Origin of the sequence: Allorhodopirellula heiligendammensis (assembly GCF_007860105.1) — a bacterium.
Taxonomy (GTDB): domain Bacteria; phylum Planctomycetota; class Planctomycetia; order Pirellulales; family Pirellulaceae; genus Rhodopirellula; species Rhodopirellula heiligendammensis.
In genome coordinates this window covers 2,331,384-2,349,974 of sequence record NZ_SJPU01000001.1, presented here as the reverse complement: position 1 = coordinate 2,349,974, position 18,591 = coordinate 2,331,384, and the positions used below count along the sequence as shown (strand labels likewise).

Sequence of the window (18,591 nt, the reverse complement as noted above, 5' to 3'; positions counted from 1 at the left end):
TCCCCGAGGTTCAAAAGCTCCATCCGGGATTGTCGTGGGTAAATCCAGCATGTTGGATTTTAGAGGCATGGCGGTGACGTCCGAAATGAGCGATGCCGTCCCAGGATAAACGCTGACGGCGGACGCATCCGCCGCCAGGTGAAGGCACCTTTCGGCTCACCCCGACCGAGATATTCCTCGGCAAGTTGCTTCCCAGCCGCCGGAGGCCACAAGTGACCAAATGATACCAAGGAACTTAGGGTGTCCCGCCTATCCGAGGGGAAGTTCCTTGAGAGCAGAGCTTGCTTCCGCTTCTCCCGGCGAAACGATCCTACCACAGCTGCATCAGCCTGACAAAGATTTCGGACGCCACCGACATGCCTTGAAAATCCCGCACACCTGGCTCACCGCTGCGAAACCCACGATAAACCCGGATGAACCAAACAAATGCTCCAGATGCTATTCTCAGCGAAAAGCCCGATCCTCTACAACACCAGTTAACGCTGTAGTACTAGCCGTCGGCGGAAAGCAAGTCCAACTTCTATCTGATTGGTGTCTGACTAAGCTTCTTAAGCTTCCGGTCCAGTCGGAGCGGTCTCAGCAGCGACTTGACATGTTGTGTCGCAGGGGCGTGATTCCATTGGAATGCGTCAATTGCCAAAAGGCAAGATTCGCTATCCGCATTTTTCGGTGCAGAAATCTCACGAATACTCGAATTCGGAGTTGTTAGCCATACGGTGAAGCGTTTTTCGTCGCTATAGAACTCTACACTGTGCTGCTCCTTGATCTTTGCGAATCCACCGAAGTCATCAAAGCCATCATTGCGCAACGAATTCGCAACAGGTTCAAGTTCGCTTGCCTCAATTGGCAGTTGAAACCAAGTCCGATACTTCAGGTCATCGTACGGCCTGAGCAGCTTGAGGAACTGCGGGAGCGAGTTGGAAATCAATTGAAGTCGAGATAGATCATCTGGATCGTAGGGGCCGCAATCGTGCAGGTTGGCGAGCAAATAAATTTTGTTGTATCGGTCCGTCCAAGTGAAAGTTAAGAGCGTACACAAATCCCAGTCGTCTTCTTCGATGTCAATTGAAGCAATTGGCAGCGAGCCGCGTGGCAAATCATTCCACGTGTGGTACACGGCATGGCGCAGATCACGCCCTGCGTTTTGCGGATCGATTCCATGAAAATACCTCACTCTTGCGATGGTGGGCTCGTCATTCCAGTTTTTGACTTTGAAACAGTCGGGAGACGGCACACCGCCATTCCAGCGATGCAAGAAATCGTAGTAGTGAAGCTCCCAGCCGAATCCAAGCTGGTCAAATCCTCCGGCAGGAACCTTCGAGCCTTTCTCTGAAAACTTCAGTTTCGGCCAATTCGTTTTCTTTGCCAAAGTCGGGAACTCCAGGAGGGATTACAATAGCTTCAACCCAAGTGAGTAGGGTCGTATTCGGGAGCTTCGCTAACATGGCCCGGCTGAGTCTGGGTGTTTGGCTCGTATCGCCCCACCCGCTAGCGTTTCAAGCGATATTCCTGATTTCGCTCGACTTGGGGTGCGACTTAATTTCGGAGTTTTGTTCCAGCGGACGAGGATGGAGCTGGGGAAATCCAGATGGCGTGACCGCTTCCGGAGCTCATGGTTGCGGTGAGCGAGTCGTCTGATGTGACGCTGCGCGACTCGACGATCACACGCTTTTTGCTATCCGGATCTTCCGCGTAGATCTTCGCCGTGTAGGATCCCCTGCCTAAAAAATTCAGCGGAATCTCAAGACTGCGGGCGCCGTTGACAATTGTTCCGACAAACCAACTGTCACCTTTTTTTCGGGCGACGGTCATGTAGTCCCCGATCGATCCATGGACGACTTTGGAATCGTCCCATGTCGTGGGCATCTGCTGCCAAAACTCTAGCTCGGGGAAGGATTTTCCCGCATACTGATCGGCTTGATCGTACCAATGCAAATATTGCAGGGGGCTGTAGAACACCACGCCCAACGCCAACTGAAACGAGCGACTGACGACTCGCCCATTGAGGAAGCAGGGGGTGAAATCACCGGCACCCGCGATCATTCTGGCAAATGAGGTGGTCAGCACATTTTCTGGCGGGTTTCCCTTCTGGGGCAGTTCCTCGTTCCCCAGGATGCCTTCGACCGTCAGCACATGAGGATAGGTACGCTCAATCCCGGTGAGGCGGAAATTATCGTGAATATCGACGACGAGCCGATGCTCTGCCGCTTTCTTGATCGCTGAGAACAAGAACTCCATATCAGACTGGCTCTGCCAATCGACAAATCCCATCTTGACGCCACGGATACCCCATTGCTGGTAAGTCCGAAAGGTCTTGTCGAGATCGTAGCGTGACATCGCGATCTTGTTGATGTAGCAAATAAGGCCGATCTCATGTTCATCCGCGTAGCGAATCACCTCTTTCATATCGATGTCGTCGATGACGGTGAGGGGATCGGATTTTGCATCCCGTTCAGGCCCGTACCAACCGGCGTCGTAGTGCACGTACTGATAATTATTCGCGGCGGCATAGTCAATAATTGCCTTTGCCCCGCGGGTGGTGAGGCTGCTCCGCCAAACCTTGCCAGGTTGAATCCAGGAGGTGTCGTCGAATTCGCACGGCGGCGACAGATTCTGAAGTAGGTAGTGGTTTTCAACCAGGGTCCCAGGCGCGTCGGCGACCATGACCACGCGCCAAGGAGTCGATTGTGGGCTGGTCCCGGCAACGTTCCCGCGGCGGAACCGTGTTACCAAGCAATTGTCCCGGGATCGATTCAGCATCATGGGAGCATAGTTCTCGAGGCTGCCCGCCTCCGCCAGCGCGACAAAATGCGATCCGCATTCGACAAGCAACGGCCGTATCGCATGGTCGCCCATTGTCGAAATTCGCACTTTGGAATACCTCGCTTGAGGATAGTCATCCCAATAGACAAAGTGATCGTCAGTGAATTGGAACTCGCTGTTATCCGACTGAATGACGAAGTCCGCAATTTCCGCTTGCTCAGCTATCGTGTACCGAAACGCCACCCCTTCGTCATAAGCTCTGAACGTGAGATCGAGTCGTCGCTGCTTGCCCGTCGCCTCTCGGAGTTCCACGACAGTTTCGTTATAAGCGTCTGGATAAGACGCTTTTGAGCCGGCCACAGGAGTCCAACTGCTGCGTCGAGAGTCCGTCCGCGTTCCCTCAATCACGAACGGGCCACCGAACGAATCGCCTGCGATGTCTAGTGACAGTTGCGAATCAGCGAGAATGACAGTTTCATCGTAGGAGACGCGGTAATGGGGCACGCCCTCCCGTAAAGTGAAACCAATGGTGTGGCGTCCCGAGGGCGAATGAACCGCTAGATCTACGGCCGACACCGTGGGCATTGCCACACCCCACGCCGTCATGCACAGGAGCACGCGGATGAGTCGATTTGCATTCAAATTCATAAGTCAGATTCGCTCGTCTGATTCACGTGGATCGATGAGGACTTAATCGGCGGTTTTCGTGACGGACCCACATCGTTGACAGGGATCGGCTAGCTCGGACGTCGGTGCGACTCACGCCAGTTCAGAGCATGCTCCCTATGGTAAGCCGAAAGGATCGACTGAACAACGATGATCGCCATTCGAGCGGGGAGGGAGTCCGACGTGCGTCGCCACCTCATGCAGGATGCCCCATCGCAAAGGTGTCGAATAGGCAGCGCATCTGAAATGGTAGTGTGCTCCAAGCCAGTGGCATTTGATGGGATGGGCCTGCCTCGCGGACGCGTCGGGTTAGCGAATCAACGGGCAGCGAAGGCACCCTGCTCACGCTTGCGTCACCAAAGTCGTTTGTATCAACAGGTTGTTGACGACTCATGCGAGGTGCCGAACAGGGGGTTTACTTTTTGGCTAGATGTTTTTCGAACCATCCGACCATTGCTGCGGTCGCTTGCTGTGCGTCGTCGCCAACGAATCCGTGACCGGCGTCGGGGAACTCCATCAGCTCACTCGTCACGCCGGCCTGCTCGAAGGCGGCTTGAATGTTTCGACTGTGGGAAATTGGTACCAAGTCGTCTTTTGCACCGGCCATCAGCAGCGTCGGGGCATCATCGGGCGTGACAAACAGTAGCGGAGAATCCTCTGCAGCGACGGTGCGACTGATCACTAAGGCGGGAAAACGGTCGTAGACGGCAGCGCGGTTCGGCGCGTCCGAAGCCATCACCTGCAAGTCTGTCGGGGCGACATAGGCGACGACCGCTTGTACGCGATCACTCGCTTGGGCAACCGGATCTTTGGCGTCGGCTTCGCCTTCGTCTGAAGCGGTCCCCAGCATCAACGAAAGATGTCCGCCAGCACTCATGCCGAACACGCCGATACGGTTGAGGTCGATATCGAACTTGGCAGCGTGGGTGCGAATGAAACGGACACTCCGCCGTACATCGTCAACCGCTTCGGCGATCGAGAACTTGGGGCTGCTGCCGTGCCGGACTGCAAAGACGGTAAACCCTTTCTCGGTCAGCGGTCGAAACATGTGTTGGGCTTGCTCCGGCGGGGTCCAGCGGGAATACCAGCCCCCACTGACCATGAACAGCACCGCTGCTCCGTTGGCATGCTCCTGGGGAGTGAAGACATCGAATGTTGTTGCCATTCCGAACTTGTGGCCGTAGACGACGTCGGGCGTGATCTCCACATCTGCGGCCCTGACGGTGCGGCTTGAGCTGACGGTGCCGCATAGACAGAGCAGGCATACGAGTGAGTAGGGACTCGAGGGAAGGAAATGACGCATTTGGGAATTGGCTCTCAAGGTTCTCGGGGGAGAATTCTGGGGTGAGTTTTCAACGGATCATTCGACCGTGTCTCCGTCCGTGCCGACTGGTCGAGATCGGTGAGGGGTGAACGACCCGCGGCTCAGCCAGGAGAGGTGTGCTCACGCAGAACGACAACTTTGCCTCGGTCCACACCCGCTTCGATGCGCCGATGAGCAGCGGCTAGATCTCGCAGAGGAAAGCGGCTGTCGATGGTGATCTTGAGTTGACCTGATTGATGCAACCGAATTAATTCCTGCAGGTCGTCGGCATGCGGTCGAGCGAGCATGACGGTGCCGGATTTCGACAAGGGCCATGTCAACACGGTCATCACCATGCCTTTGACATCCGGTTCAGTCGAGACGTAGCGGCCGTGGGGATTCATGACATCGCGAGCGTCGAGGTATCCAGATTTTCCAGCTGCATCAAAAACGATGTCCCAGCGTTCGCTCGACTCGGTAAAGTCGACCTGCTCATAATCATAAAAGTGATCCGCCCCGAGGGCCAAGCAGAATTCACGATTCTCACCGCTGGCGACTGCGTCGACATGGCATCCCGCGGCCTTGGCAATTTGAACTGCGAACATCCCGACGCCGCCACTGGCTCCGTTGATCAGTACTCGATGGTGCGACTGCATCTTGCCATGGTCGCGGAGTGACTGCAGGGCGGTGCTGCCAGCGAGAGGCATCGCAGCGGCTTCTTCGAAGGAGAGATTGTCAGGGAGCTTCGCGGCTGAGTCGATTGCACATACGCTGAATTCCGCACTCGCCCCGCCACGTGCAGCATCGAGAAACGCCATCACCCGGTCGCCCATCTTGAATGGCGCATCGTCGGCACAATCGGCGACCACACCGGCCACGTCATACCCAGGGATGCGGGGGAACCCGCCCGGCAGCAGACCCTTCATCTCGCCGCGACGCAGTCGATAGTCAATCGGATTGACGCTCGAGGCATGCATCTCGATCAGGATTTGCCCCGGCAATCGTTCCGGCGTGGGGATCTCAGCGGCGTGCAGTACGCTCGCGTCGCCATAGTCGTCGTACACCATTGCATGCATCGGAGCATCCTCGCGTCGAAAAAGGTTAAGAGAGCAGGTCTAGCTCAATTGAGAAGACATCAGTTTCTGTCGCAGTGGCGAAGATGCGATCAATGGAATCGATTCGCTTCACATCCACAACGGATTTCGCCTCGTCGTACTGCGGTGCGTCAAGCTGTTTCTTGGGAGTGTCAAATGTCTGCACCGGAGTTTCTGTGTCGCTATCGGACAGACGTGTCGGTGTCGGCGTGGGATACCATGGGATCGGTGCGACGGTATCGGCATTGGCAGATACGAGGGGCTCTCCGGCCGGGCCTTGACCATTGAGGAAATTGATCACTTGCAGAGCGTCAACGGCGGTGATCAGGCCGTCGCCATTGACGTCGTAGAATCCCTCGCCACTGACAGTAGAGGCGTCCACGGAAAAGTCGTCACCGGACTGATTAAGTTGGTTGATGATCTGCAAGGCATCTACCTCGGTAACATTGTAATTGCCGTTGACGTCGGCAGGGAACAACACATTGTGTCGTGCAGTCACGGACGCGAGCCCGCCGGGTAAACCCACTGTGAACGTTTGGGGGACTGTTCGCGGATAGAAGACGAGCGCGTACGATTCACCGGTAATGAGGTCGGCAGAGGCGAGCCCCGTTGCACTGTAAGTACCGATAATATTTTGATGTCGGTCGTACAGTAGCACACCCGCGTCGATGTGCTCGACATGCTGCGCAGTCACACTCAGGTTCTGAGTTTTGCTGGCCCGGAAAACAATTCCATGCGGCTGGCGGTCTCCAGGGATCGTGAGGGAACTCGTGGCACTCGCCGGGTCATCCCTTCGTACCGAGGCCAAGTCCAAGCCATCGTCGTCAAAGACCGTCAGTTGCACCTCGGGATTGCTGCCGAGTCGGGCGTAGGCGCTGTCGAGTAGCGAGATGTTGATTGATTCGGCAGCTTCATAGACCCCGTCGTCGATGACCTGGACCGAAATCGTCGCAGTCTTTTGGTTGGCGGCAAACACGAATTGATTGGCCGACAGACTCACGTCGGAGCCTAGTTTTCCTGTGCCGCGAATCGAAACGGGGACGCTGATCGGTGTCGAGGATGCTGAGGAAAGCGTCGCCGTCAATTCGAAAGCACCAGCATTTTCGGGCAGGGCTTCGGCGGACGTTGTCATCGTAACGGCTCGGCGAGAGTCGCCGACGACCTGCCAGCCGATATCGTCCAGGACAGCGAAGTCGAGCGATCCGAAGAGTCCACTACTTTGAATGCTGGACGTCATGATTGTCGACTGCTCACCGGCGACGGACTGCGCGATGTGGCCACCATTGAGCGGCAGGTGTCCCGCACCAACGTAGGCCGCATCGGTTTTGGCACCGGTAAACTTGCCAGCTTGGACTTTGGTCGTGAACGAGTTCGCAATGCCGAATCCGAGCACATGGGCGAGCTCGTGTTGGGCAAAGGTGAGGAAACGGTGTTGGCCGGCTTGGAGCGGGCCGTCATCGAAATTCCAATCATCGACCGTATCACTACGATTGTCGAAAGTGAGCGAAGCGACAAAGGGTGCGAAGTCCACGGCGCCGGTCCCCTGGGTGACTCCTTCACCACGTGTGGTCAGCGTCTTTCCAAATGCGGTGCACTGCGCTTGCGTCGTTGACGAGCAGGCATAGCTAAACGGAGTTTTCACTCCGTCAGCGTAGGAGCGCACCGTGCCGCCTTGGAAATCCAGGTTTTGCAGATTGCGACTGCCCACATAGACGACGATTTCATTAGCGGCTGCCGCAAAACCCGCGGGCAGTTTGGTGTTCGCACCCGTGCGAGGGTTCGTATAGTGGGCTTCCCAGCGAATCGACGAGTTGGATGCTGGGATTGCATCGAGAGTATCGCTCAGTCGGTCGGTGAGCAATCGACCGGCAAGTTCGAGCAACGCGCGCCGTTCCGGATGATTTTTGAAGAACCCGGTGTCATGGGAATAATCAAACCGGAAATGGACCGAGTCGGAGGGTTCCCCGGCGGGGATCGACTGACCGCTGGCCAGTAATCGACGTGATTCGAGTGCCTCGAATCGGATGGCGCGGGTGGCACGCGATCTCACTTGGCAGCGTCCTGTGGTGAGTCGTCGGTAGCGAAATGGCGAACTCATGATGCGGCATCCTCCGCAGAAGTCGAAAACGCGATGAAAAACGCGACGGGCAGTGGGCGTAGGGTCGGCGGTGTTAGTGTATCAGACTGGCCGCCTGCGCAATACCGAAAACGTGCGTGAAGCAAACGGATGTACACATGTCAATCTCAGTTGCGAGTGGGCGGCGGTGAGCCAAATTCAGGCGTGCGGAATGCATGTTCCAGCCCTCGGCTCAGGTTCAACGCCTTGTAGTCCCACGGGCGAAAGATTTTAATGTTCATTGAGAATTCGCTTGTTTTTGACGAACCCACCACGTTGGTGTCGCCGGGCGACTGATATTAAGCACCCTATTGGACCCCCATCCTATGCCCACTCAGACGGTTGCCAAAGGCATCACTCGATTCGACTTGGAAAATCGACGTGGCTACATGGTGCGGATTGCGCGGAGTGGCAATCGGATTCACCAATACTTCTCGGATTCGAAGTACGGTGGTAAACGCAAGGCATTGGCGGCCGCAAAGTCAGCCTACGAAGAACTGCTCGAGGAACTGGGGCCAGCAGAAAACTCGACGCGAGATAAATTGACTTCGCGCAACACCACCGGCGTCGTGGGCGTGCATGTGGCGTACTCGCAAGACAACCGCTATCCCGGTTGTGAGTACTATGCTTACTGTGCGTCTTGGGTAACCGAGGACGGCAAACGCGAAAAGGCAAGTTTTGCATGGAATAAGTACGGCGAGGACCAAGCGTTGCAACTCGCTATTTTGGCGCGGCAGCAGCAGATCACCGATCGCGAGCAGGTCGTGGCGATGTACGAGCGATCAGCCGCCGGGAAGCGAACCAAACGCGTCTCCAAGACGTCCAAGAAGTCTGTCAAAACGGGCAAGCGAAGTGTGAAGAAGCCCGCGGCGAGCGCGACCGCGAAGCGGACGGCTAAAAAGTCGTTGAAGAAGGCAGCGAAGAAATCATCGCACAAGGCTGCGAAGAAGTCGGTGAAACGGGGTGCTAAGAAAGCAGTCAAGAAAAAGGCCGCTACGAAACGAATGGTCGGCAAGAAATCAGTTAAAAAGAAGGCAGCCAAGAAAAGTGCTGAGAAGCAAGCGGCCAAAAAGAGTGTGAAGAAAAAAGCGGCCAAGAAGAGTGTGAAGAAGAAGGCTGCGAAAAAGAGTGCGAAGCGTCGTTAGTGAAACGTTCGACGCGATCCCGCCAGTGGGACCGTCGGCGCGTTGGACAGTGGGAGCGTTCGCGGGGCACGCGTCATCGACCAGGTTGACGGTGCGGCTTGGTGATTGACCGTGCGGAGGGCTCCGGGTATTGGTGAGTTGCTGTGTGGGTGACATGCGGTGCTCGGCCGACAAATGTTTGACACTTCAGAGGACGACAGACTTCCATGGCAACGCTGCTCGACACGATATCTGACAACGATTCATTGGCGCAGCGATTGGCAGCGATGCCAGCGGATTCGAAAACCCTGACACTGTCGCTCGCCGACCGCGGTGTGCACTTGCAGCATCCTGATTGGTCCGACGATGGCTCCGCCGATCATCAATTACAGGAGACCATTGACACGCCCATCGATCTGGTAGCGTTGCGCACGGACGAAGGATTTGTCCCTGGACGAAAGGTCGTCACGTGGGGCGGAGCTGCGGCGGCGGCTTCGTCGGGAGGTTGTTCGGAGGCTGACAGCAAAGAGGCTGAGTATCGTCTGATCGGGAAACTCGGTAGTGGCGGCACGGGGATTGTTTATCAAGCTCACCAGCGGGCGATCGATCGAGAGGTCGCCGTCAAAGTACTGCGACGAGAACTGGCTTGTGACCGCCAATCGCGGCAACGGTTCCTGGCGGAGGCTCGCGTGATCGGTTCGCTCGACCATCCCAACGTGATTGCGCTGCATGATCTCTGCATCGATGGTGAGGGGCATCTGTTCTATGCGATGAAGCGCATTGATGGGACGAGCTGGGATCAACAGATCGACCAATTCAGTGTGGAAGAAAACCTGACGATCTTATTACGTGTCGCCGATGCGATTCGTTATGCGCATTCTCGCGGATTGGTTCATCGAGATATCAAGCCTGAGAATGTGATGCTCGGTCGTTTCGGCGAGGCATTGGTTGCCGATTGGGGGTTGGCCTTGCAGCTCAGCGGCACACGTCGCGGAGATGTCGCGCAGGTGGTGCTCGATAGCAACAGTGCGATCGGCGGGACGCCTGCCTACATGGCTCCGGAGCAGGCGATGGGCAGGCTTGACTCGATCACCTCGTCCACGGACGTGTACTTGCTCGGCGCGATCTTGTACCAGATTTTGACATCGCGTCCGCCGCACCATGGAAAGAACCTATTGCAATGCATCAAAGCGGCCGCGCGCAACGATATTGAGCCCACTGAAGTGGTTGGTGAGTTGATGGATACCGCCATGAAAGCGATGGAGACTCGTCCCGCGGCGCGATTCCCGAGCGTGGAGGAGTTCGTACGCTCGATCAAGGCTCACCGCATTCATGAGGAGAGTGAGCGATTGGTTCGCCGCGCCAAACGGCGGGTGTGGCCGGAGGACGCTGCGCCGGGGAGCGGCGCCGATGTTCCCGAGGAAACCTACGAGCGGTTTCGGATCGGTCAAGCATTGTTGCACGAGGCGATTGAACTGTGGCCCGAGAACGAACGCGCCAAGCGGACGCTGGGCCAGATTCAGCTCGAATTCGCTCGGTTTGCCTCCGGTCAAGGTGACCTCGATCTTTCCTTGAGGCTCTATGATGTTGCGGGGCAGGGAGACTGTGAGGCAGCCGTTCGGGTGCGGCGTGAGCGTGACCTGCGGGACGAGATGCAAGAGAGTCAGGCAAAGTACTCTGCGTTGTTTACGCAGTCCCCCGAAGCTGGGATGTTGGTGCGGTGGTCCGACGGGATTGTGCTCGAAGCCAATCCCGCTTGCCTGGCCATGCTCGGCTATGACGTGGGCGATTTAGTGGGACAATCGATTGCGAGTCTCGAGGTTTGGGCCTGTCCGGAGCAGCGTGAACGGTTTCTCGAAGCATTGACTCGGGAAGGTCGCGTCGAGAATTTTGAAACTCAGTTTCTGCGAAACTCTGAGGACGCTGATCGAAAAATTGACGTGCTGATCAGTTCCCGGACGGTGAACGTCAACGGTGTTGAGATGTTGATGTCAACGATCCGCAATATCTCCGAGCGACGCGCTGCTGAGCGGAATCTGGAGCAAAGTCGGCGACGTCTGCGAGACCTCCAGCGGCTCGCGGGGTTAGGTGCTTGGTCATTCGATCCAAACACAGGGCTGGTGCATTGGTCCGAAGAGACGTTCCGTGTGGTGGGGCGAGACCCGCAGCGAGCGGAACCGAACTTCGAAGAGTTTTTAGCGGACGTGCACCCGGACGATCGAGTGCGTTTTCGTGAGGTGCTCAATCAATCTCTTGAGACGGGTGCCGCCTTTCAGATTCATTTTCGACGCCGCGACGACGATGGGCACTACCGCAGCCTGCTGACACGGGGGCGTCCCGTGCTCGACGACAATAATCATACCACGGAAGTTTACGGCATCCTGATGCCGGGGGAGGACAACTCCTAACTCCTAACTCCTAACTCCTAACTCCTAACTCCTAACTCCTAACTCCTAACTCCTAACTCCTAACTCCTAACTCCTAACTCCTATTGTCTGCTTCCGATTCTACCGTACTGCGTTATACGCAAACCGATCCTGACGTTCGGTTAATGCTGCGGGTGCGCGACGATGACGCGGGAGCTTTCGAGGAGTTGGTTCGCCGTTATCAATCACGTTTGGTGCGTTTGATGCAGACGTTGGCACCCCATACCGATTTGGCTGAAGACCTTGCCCAGGAGACGTTTTTGCGAGTCTATCGCGCTCGAGAACGCTATGAGCCGGGGGCCAAGTTTTCAACTTGGTTGTTTACGATCGCGGGAAACGTTGCTCGCAACGCGAAGCGAACGGCTTCGCGTCGTCACGAGATCAGCGAGATGGACGCACCGCGGTTTTTGGGAGCGAGTGATGACAGCGGCCCGCTCTTGGCAACGACGGCGCTCGATGCGAGTGGGATGATGCCGGTGCGGCTGGCCGAAGGTGATGAGCGAGCCAGGTTGGTTCGTGCGGCGGTCGCATCCCTGAGCGAGCGTCAGCGAATGGCGCTGATCCTGTCGCGTTTCGAGAACATGAATTACGTCGAAATCGCGGAAACCATGGGGCTGACAACCAAAGCGGTCAAATCGCTGCTCAGCCGTGCCCGCGTCGGTCTCAAGGAGAGTCTCGATTCCTATATGCAGAGCGGCGTTCTGGACGAGGACCTCCATGTCTCGCAATCGCTGCCTTCGACTTCGAAGATGCTCGAACAGTTCCAGGAACCACATCGCTCGGCGCGATCAAAGCCTGACAATAATGGTAAATCGACGGGCGATCCGTCGGGCGGTGATGCATGACAGATTCCAATATGATCGATTCCGATGACGAATTGCTGGTCGCCTACCTCGATGGTGAGGTGACGCGGGAGGAGCGTGATCAGATCGAGAATCGGTTAGTCGCCGATGATTCGCTGCGTGTGCGTCTACAGAATCTTCAACGCAGTTGGGATTTGCTCGATTGGTTGCCCAGCCCGACTGTGAACGAGCGTTCTGTTGAAACGACGTTGCAACTCGTTGTGGCGGATCTCACCCAGAGCGGCTCGAGTACTTCGGGAAACGATTTTGCTACGCTGCCGACGGCGCATCCAGGCGGCCAGCAAAAACCGGCCACGGCTAACTGGATCCGATGGTTGCTGTGGTTGGGCATACCGCTCATCATCGCGGCGATTGTGTTTGCAGCGGTACGCTGGAACCAGGCACGCGAGCTTCGGCGGCAAGTCGCGGACTTCCCGATCGCGCTGGACATGGATGCGTACCGACTCAGTGAGAAACCCGGTTTGGTTGAAGACCTGATGGCGGCACCTCGCTGGAATTCGGTGGTCGGTGGATCGATCACTCAAGCGGTAGATAACGTGATCGATCCGCAGTCGCCGCAGTCGTTATACGGTGGCCTGGATGATGAGAAACAGACGCCGTCACCGACTGAATTTGCCGCTCGCCTGCGTGAAGTTCCTGCTGAACAGCGGATGATCGCTTTAGCACGATGGGATCGCTTTAATCGATTGGACGAGCCCTCCAAGGAACAGCTCCGTGCTTCGGCAGCGAGACTGTGGTCGCGTGAGAACGCTCACGAGCAACTCGATACGTTGCGGAGGTATGTCCGCATGCGTGAGCAGCTCAGCGATCAAATGGTTGCTCAGATCGAAACCGGTACGAGCGAGGAGCGCTTTCGGGCAATCGATGCGGCGATTGGTGAGATGATCACGTCCATCGGTCGCATTACGCGCCGCAATCTCAGTGAAGATGCGATCGAACGGATTGATTTCACGGTCATCCAGTTTGTCAAAGCACGATTGAGCGAGGATCAGGGGAAGGGCGGCGAGCCATCGCCCTCTCAAAAGTTATTTGATTGGTGTGAGAAGAACTCCCATCGCAGTGATGATCCCAAGCTTGCGTACCGGATGTTTGCGTTGGCCAGTGTCGTGCGAGATCCGAACTGGCCGGGGCGTGACGGGCGGTCCTCACGCGATGGTGAATCGTCGTACCAAAAGATACCACCGCTGAGCCACCGCGAGTTGGATACGATCCGATCCATGTTGCCTACGAAGGACCTCGATACGCTGCAGCAATACGTTTCCGATCCCTGGATGCAAAGCGTGATTCTGCGCGAATGGGCGCATGAAGCGGTGCATCGCAAGATCCGGGGTGAGGCCAAGCCATTGTCACTCGCGGAGCAATACGAATCGATGTCGCCGACGCGGCGTGAACGCCTCGATTTGGCATCGCCTGAAGAAGCGAGAAAGATGTTGATCGACGGCATGTAACGGCGTTCGTTAGTCCGCGGACGCTTGTCGTCGAAGCGACGCCCACGAGTCTGACAACGCCCGATCGGCTGGCGAGGGTGGCTCGGCCGCGGTACCAAGCTCGCCCGCTCAGCTGGCGCAGATCTCACGGTAATACTCGATACTTTGCCGCAATCCCTCCGCGATGGTCACTGCAGGATCGAAGCCCAATTTTGTGCGGGCTTGGATGATGTCAGCTAGCGAGTCGCGAACGTCTCCTGCCCGAGCGGGCTCGTGGATAGGTTGGATGTCCCGGCCGAGCAGTTCCCGCAGCGTCTGCAGTAACTCGAGCAGAGTGGTTCGTTCACCACGGGCGATATTAAAAGTATTGCCAGCGACGTCAGGTTGGGTCGCGGCGAGTAGATTGGCATCGGCGACGTCGCCGACGTACACAAAATCGCGAGATTGGTGCCCGTCTCCATAAATCACAGGGCGTTCCCCTGAGAGGATCATCGAGACGAATCGGGGAATGACAGCGCTGTACTCACTCTGCGGATCCTGGCGTGGTCCGAACACGTTGAAGTACCGCAGCACCACGGTTTCGATATCGAACTCGCGATTGAACGCTGCACAGAAGCTTTCCGCGGCGAGTTTGGAGGCTGCGTAGGGGGATAGGGGCGACGGTGGATCGCTCTCCCGCTTGGAAACGAACAGGGAGTCTCCGTAGGCCGCGCTGGTCGACGACAATACAAATCGCTGTGTACCCGCCTTCGCCGCAGCGGCCAGTAGTTCGACGGTACTCGTCGTGCACCACTGATGACACAGTGCCGGTTCCCGCATGCTCCGTGGGACGCTCGCCATCGCGGCGAGATGAAAAATATGATCAATTCCATCTACTGCGGTGGTGGCGATGGAGGGCTCGGACACATCAGCGTTGATGAATTCCAACCGATCGGCGTGTCCACCCTGCTGGAAGCTCTGCAGATTCGCCGCATAGCCTGTCGAGAGATTGTCGACGACGCGAACCCGCGCTCCGGCATCGAGGAGCTTGCCGACCAAATGGGATCCGATGAACCCCGCGCCCCCGGTGACAAGACAATGGGCATCGTGCAGCGAAGCGAAATTCATAGTGACCTTGGGGGACGGACGTGTAGAAACAGCAACAGCGTAGTGGATTTTGTTAACGGCGTGTCGATTCACGGACTCGAGACGATAGCGAGTTTAGTGAGCTCAGCTCTCGTTGGCCGTTCGCGTCCACATTGGCATAGGTGCCTGTTGAATCCAGATCGATCGACAGCTGGTGAAAGATCCATTGCCGACGTTGGGGGGGATTGTTTCACGTCAGCCCACTTTTTGGAACCGGTCCTCAGCGGTGGCGTCGCCTGCAACGGACGCTACCGCCAGGCTTCTGAAACCCAATATGCTGGAGATAGCACCGATAGACTTTGACAGATCGGTGGTTCTCGATTCGATCTTAGGCCGCCCGGCCGCCGCGTTTGAGTTGCTTCCGCATGCGGCGGCGTTCCGCTTTGTTCATGCTCGACCAATCAATATCATCGTCGGAGAATTCTTCACCGTCGCTGTCATCGTCGTCATCGTCTGGCTCGTTATCGGGTGCCGCATTGCGAGGCGCGCTGGAGCGAGTGTTGGGCTTCGATGCTGGGGGGGCGTCTTCGCTCGGATCGGTGTCCTCCGATTCTTTGCTCGCTTTTCGCTTCAATAACGAGCCGAGGCCGAAACGCCGTTTCTTGGGTGGTTCATCGCTTTCGTCCACTTCGACGGGCGGCGATGCGTCCTCTGCGGCTTGATCGGGAGACGGCGAATCGGAAGTGGCCTTCGAGCCTCGACGGAGGCTCGGCCACCATCGCCGACGTTTTGTCGGTTCCTGCTCGCTTGGGGATTCGTCGACGTCATCATCGCTGACGCGATCTCTCTTCGTGTTCACCTCGGGGGCGGATTCGTCATCAATATCGGGTGGGTTCGTTTCGACCGGCTGGGAGTTCGATTTGCTGGCGGCGGACTTGGCAGGTGTGACCTTGGCGGGTTTGGGCTTCGCGGGTGGCAACAGACCGAACCACCGACGTTTTGTGATCGGGGTGTCTGAGTCGACGGTCTTTTCGGCGTCGGCTTTGGCAGTTGTTTTGGTCGAGGCACGGGGCGGGCTGGTCACTTTCGCCGCCGGTTTGCGCGCCGGAGGTGGCTCGGTCATTGCGGATGAGTCTGCCGAGGCGTCGGAGTCTCGACGGGAGAACCACCGGGGAGTTGCTTCGCGCAGACGCTGGATCATGCCTGTTGCAGGTTCAATGCCGCGTACTTCGCAATAGAGCGAGCGCAGATAGATCACCGCCGCGGTAAACCACAGTGACACCGCGAGTAGGGGCGCTGAAGTGACGACCGACCACCGTAACATTGTATCGACAGCGATCATGTTCCACTGGGCAGCGACAGGGATGGCGATGCAGATCCAACCACCGATCAGTAACGCCAAACTCGTGCGGTGTTGCCAGGTCTCCGCGATCGTGCGGAGTGCCAAGACCGCTCCGCCAACGACCAGGAACAGTCCGATCCAGTCGTGACCTGACAACGCAATCCGTCGCCCCATCAGCATTTCGACAGCAGCCCCCAGCATGGCGAGCAGGGGCACCACGGTCGCGACGCTGGCGACCAGCGATACACCGACGATCCATTGCCAGAGGCGATAGTTGCCGCGAAAATCGTCGTTGCGGAAACGGCGAAGTTGGTAGGTCATCCAACCGGCACCGGCGAGGGCCAGATACATCACGCCGGTCACGTATCGACCGAGGCTACCAGGCCGATAGATTTGAAACACATCCACGAACGCTGGGCGGCTTTCGATGGAGACGAATCGCACGGTGGCATCGTTCATCAGTACCATCGCAAGTACGACGGTCGACAGCACGGCGATCAATTTCGCGACGGCGGACCGGTCGACGGGAACCAGTGAGAACCAGCGGCCGCGGAGGCCCTCGCGAACTCGTGTCCCGTAGACCAGCGTGGGCCGGCGTGCTTCGCGCATGGAGTCGATTCGACTGCGCGATCCACTCGCAGGGGTGGCGGCGGTCGCCGACGCGGTGGTCATCAGGACACGGCGACGTCGATCGTCCTGACGACGAAATTGACTCATAGCGGCGGACGAAGGGCTGGCGGAAATCAGGCGGGTGGCTCCCCTCCCTGGACGGCGGGAGGAGCCACGACAGGGCTCCCACCGGTGATCGCACTCAGGTAACGGGAGCTCTCTAAGACCACGCTCGAGTAAGCGTCGCTACCTTCCTCCTACCAGATTCTCATCTGTCGCAGCAAGTCAAACCTAGTTGCCGTTCCACCACCAGCGATCCGAACCGTTGTCCTGTTGGACACTGACAAGTGATTGCAATTCGGGGCGTTCTACTTGATTTTCGACCACACCGAATGCGTTGATATTCACGCCACCGGATGCTGTCACGGTCCAGCCCGCCATTCCGTGGATGAAGCTGCACTGGGGGCTGAGTGAGCGGGGCAAGTCGAAACTAGGCAGTTCGATCAAGGAGTCACTCCCACGCAGGACGCCCAGGTCGATACCGCTGCTACGATCGAGTTGTTCCTGGGTAATCAGTGTGGCCACGACGGCGAAATCCATGGCGTTGCGAAGGTCGCGAAAAATCGGCATTTCCTTCGACAGTGAGTCATATTTCTCGGTCATCGCATTTGCCCATTTCACGGCCAGGGGGTCCTGACGGCCGTCGGACACGACGGTGCCATCGGCGGCGACAATGTCCTCTTCGGTCAGCGTCTTGACGCCTTGACCACTGATCTTCCAGACCTGGCCGGCGGGATCACGGGCGATGGCGTCGTAGTTACAGGCCATCCACCAGCGCGGGCTCTGCGTGGCCGACTGCCGCTTGTTTCGTGCGATATCGAGGTAGCTGGGCAATCCCTTGACGGGCGAGGGAGTCAACGCCATGGCGATCCGTTTCATTTCGAAATCCGCAGCGACGAGGGTGCGGGCAAACCGGCTCTGGGTGGGAACGCCTGCCAATTTGATCATTTGCGGACCGAACGCTTGTCGCATCCCCGCTTCTAAGAACGCGGGGTTTTGCCCTGGACGCAGGACGATGTTTTTCAGGAAACCCTGCAGCCGTTGGCGACCTTCGGCGGTAGGTTCGATCGAGCACAGAATGCCTCCGTCACGCCGCGCTTCTTCCACGCTTCGGAATGCGGTGACGAGGTCGTCCAAACGCAATACCGAGCCACCCGATTTGGTGCCGACGACGGAGCCGTCTGCACGCACCTCCCAAGGTTCGGCGGGGCCGACCAACAGAATGTCATGGTTTTCCTTGTCGACGACGACGTATTCGACCCGCTGCAGTCCAGCCAAAAACGCGGTCTCATCGTCCAGTTCGCGGCCGGTTTCGTGCATTTCTTTCAAGGCATCCTGCAACCGCGCCAGCGAAATGACTCGGCTCTCGGTCGCTTCGCCCAACTCGCCACCGGGTTGGTTGATCGCCGCTCGCACCTTCTCGGCCATCTCCTTCTGTTCAGCCTCGGTGGCCGCTCGCACGTTGCCTTCGGGGTCGATCATCACGCCCCCGACGGCTTGCCGGTTTCCGAAACCAAGGCCAGCATATGCTGTGGGCACCGCAGTAACAGTGAAGACAAGGCCGACGAGAAGGGCCAATACGCCCAGGTTCGCAAACGGGCGGGCAAACGGGGTTCCGTCCCGGTGCGAACGGGCGAACGGGCGTTGAATGAGAGAACGCATCGAGACAGATTCCTGCTCAGGTGAAAAGTTTCGTAACATAGCGGCAAGTGTCTAGAATACTTGTGGTATTT

At 57.5% G+C, this 18,591-nt stretch carries 12 protein-coding genes; 4 read left to right on the top strand and 8 right to left on the bottom strand.

What is annotated here, in order from left to right; genetic code table 11:
* Positions 1-520: 520 nt before the first annotated feature.
* The 5 genes from Poly21_RS08865 to Poly21_RS08845 form a co-directional block, all read right to left on the bottom strand.
* Positions 521-1,369, bottom strand: coding sequence for a hypothetical protein (locus Poly21_RS08865; protein ID WP_146406482.1), 849 nt, complete (start codon positions 1,367-1,369; stop codon positions 521-523).
* Between the two features lie 167 nt (positions 1,370-1,536).
* On the bottom strand, positions 1,537-3,369 hold the full coding sequence (locus Poly21_RS08860; RefSeq protein ID WP_302118496.1) for a glycoside hydrolase family 97 protein: 1,833 nt from the start codon (positions 3,367-3,369) through the stop codon (positions 1,537-1,539).
* Between the two features lie 475 nt (positions 3,370-3,844).
* Positions 3,845-4,732, bottom strand: a complete 888-nt coding sequence (locus tag Poly21_RS08855) for an alpha/beta hydrolase family protein (RefSeq protein WP_146406480.1) — start codon at positions 4,730-4,732, stop codon at positions 3,845-3,847.
* Between the two features lie 122 nt (positions 4,733-4,854).
* Positions 4,855-5,808 (bottom strand): NAD(P)-dependent alcohol dehydrogenase, encoded by a 954-nt coding sequence (locus Poly21_RS08850; RefSeq protein ID WP_146406479.1) that lies wholly within the window; start codon positions 5,806-5,808, stop codon positions 4,855-4,857.
* 25 nt (positions 5,809-5,833) lie between these two features.
* Positions 5,834-7,924 (bottom strand): dockerin type I domain-containing protein, encoded by a 2,091-nt coding sequence (locus Poly21_RS08845; RefSeq protein WP_146406478.1) that lies wholly within the window; start codon positions 7,922-7,924, stop codon positions 5,834-5,836.
* Positions 7,925-8,268: 344 nt separating this feature from the next.
* On the opposite strand from Poly21_RS08845, the gene Poly21_RS08840 reads away from it, so the two are divergent.
* The 4 genes from Poly21_RS08840 (at position 8,269) to Poly21_RS08825 (ending at position 13,803) form a co-directional block, all read left to right on the top strand.
* Positions 8,269-9,087: an AP2 domain-containing protein gene (locus Poly21_RS08840; protein WP_146406477.1), complete on the top strand. Its 819-nt coding sequence runs from the start codon at positions 8,269-8,271 to the stop codon at positions 9,085-9,087.
* Positions 9,088-9,293: 206 nt separating this feature from the next.
* The gene (locus tag Poly21_RS08835; RefSeq protein WP_146406476.1) at positions 9,294-11,474 is read left to right on the top strand and encodes a protein kinase domain-containing protein; all 2,181 of its coding nucleotides are present in this window, start codon (positions 9,294-9,296) and stop codon (positions 11,472-11,474) included.
* Positions 11,475-11,557: 83 nt separating this feature from the next.
* Complete coding sequence (locus Poly21_RS08830; RefSeq protein ID WP_302118178.1) at positions 11,558-12,337, top strand: RNA polymerase sigma factor; 780 nt, start codon at positions 11,558-11,560, stop codon at positions 12,335-12,337.
* On the top strand, positions 12,334-13,803 hold the full coding sequence (locus Poly21_RS08825; RefSeq protein WP_146406475.1) for an anti-sigma factor family protein: 1,470 nt from the start codon (positions 12,334-12,336) through the stop codon (positions 13,801-13,803). Before Poly21_RS08830 ends, Poly21_RS08825 begins: the two co-directional genes overlap by 4 nt.
* Before the next feature lie 108 nt (positions 13,804-13,911).
* On the opposite strand, the gene Poly21_RS08820 is transcribed toward Poly21_RS08825, so the two are convergent.
* The 3 genes from Poly21_RS08820 to Poly21_RS08810 form a co-directional block, all read right to left on the bottom strand.
* On the bottom strand, positions 13,912-14,889 hold the full coding sequence (locus tag Poly21_RS08820) for an SDR family oxidoreductase (RefSeq protein WP_146406474.1): 978 nt from the start codon (positions 14,887-14,889) through the stop codon (positions 13,912-13,914).
* Positions 14,890-15,235: 346 nt separating this feature from the next.
* Positions 15,236-16,906 (bottom strand): hypothetical protein, encoded by a 1,671-nt coding sequence (locus tag Poly21_RS08815; protein WP_146406473.1) that lies wholly within the window; start codon positions 16,904-16,906, stop codon positions 15,236-15,238.
* A 183-nt stretch (positions 16,907-17,089) separates the two neighbouring features.
* Complete coding sequence (locus Poly21_RS08810; protein ID WP_146406472.1) at positions 17,090-18,520, bottom strand: DUF1598 domain-containing protein; 1,431 nt, start codon at positions 18,518-18,520, stop codon at positions 17,090-17,092.
* Positions 18,521-18,591 lie beyond the last annotated feature (71 nt).

Excerpts from the sequence above, each read along its gene's own strand:
- Poly21_RS08860 (WP_302118496.1), bottom strand. The coding sequence starts at position 3,369 with ATGACGGCGTGGGGTGTGGCAATGCCCACGGTGTCGGCCGTAGATCTA.
- Poly21_RS08855 (WP_146406480.1), bottom strand. The coding sequence starts at position 4,732 with ATGCGTCATTTCCTTCCCTCGAGTCCCTACTCACTCGTATGCCTGCTC.
- Poly21_RS08850 (WP_146406479.1), bottom strand. The coding sequence starts at position 5,808 with ATGCATGCAATGGTGTACGACGACTATGGCGACGCGAGCGTACTGCAC.
- Poly21_RS08845 (WP_146406478.1), bottom strand. The coding sequence starts at position 7,924 with ATGAGTTCGCCATTTCGCTACCGACGACTCACCACAGGACGCTGCCAA.
- Poly21_RS08840 (WP_146406477.1), top strand. The coding sequence starts at position 8,269 with ATGCCCACTCAGACGGTTGCCAAAGGCATCACTCGATTCGACTTGGAA.
- Poly21_RS08835 (WP_146406476.1), top strand. The coding sequence starts at position 9,294 with ATGGCAACGCTGCTCGACACGATATCTGACAACGATTCATTGGCGCAG.
- Poly21_RS08825 (WP_146406475.1), top strand. The coding sequence starts at position 12,334 with ATGACAGATTCCAATATGATCGATTCCGATGACGAATTGCTGGTCGCC.
- Poly21_RS08820 (WP_146406474.1), bottom strand. The coding sequence starts at position 14,889 with ATGAATTTCGCTTCGCTGCACGATGCCCATTGTCTTGTCACCGGGGGC.
- Poly21_RS08815 (WP_146406473.1), bottom strand. The coding sequence starts at position 16,906 with ATGAGTCAATTTCGTCGTCAGGACGATCGACGTCGCCGTGTCCTGATG.
- Poly21_RS08810 (WP_146406472.1), bottom strand. The coding sequence starts at position 18,520 with ATGCGTTCTCTCATTCAACGCCCGTTCGCCCGTTCGCACCGGGACGGA.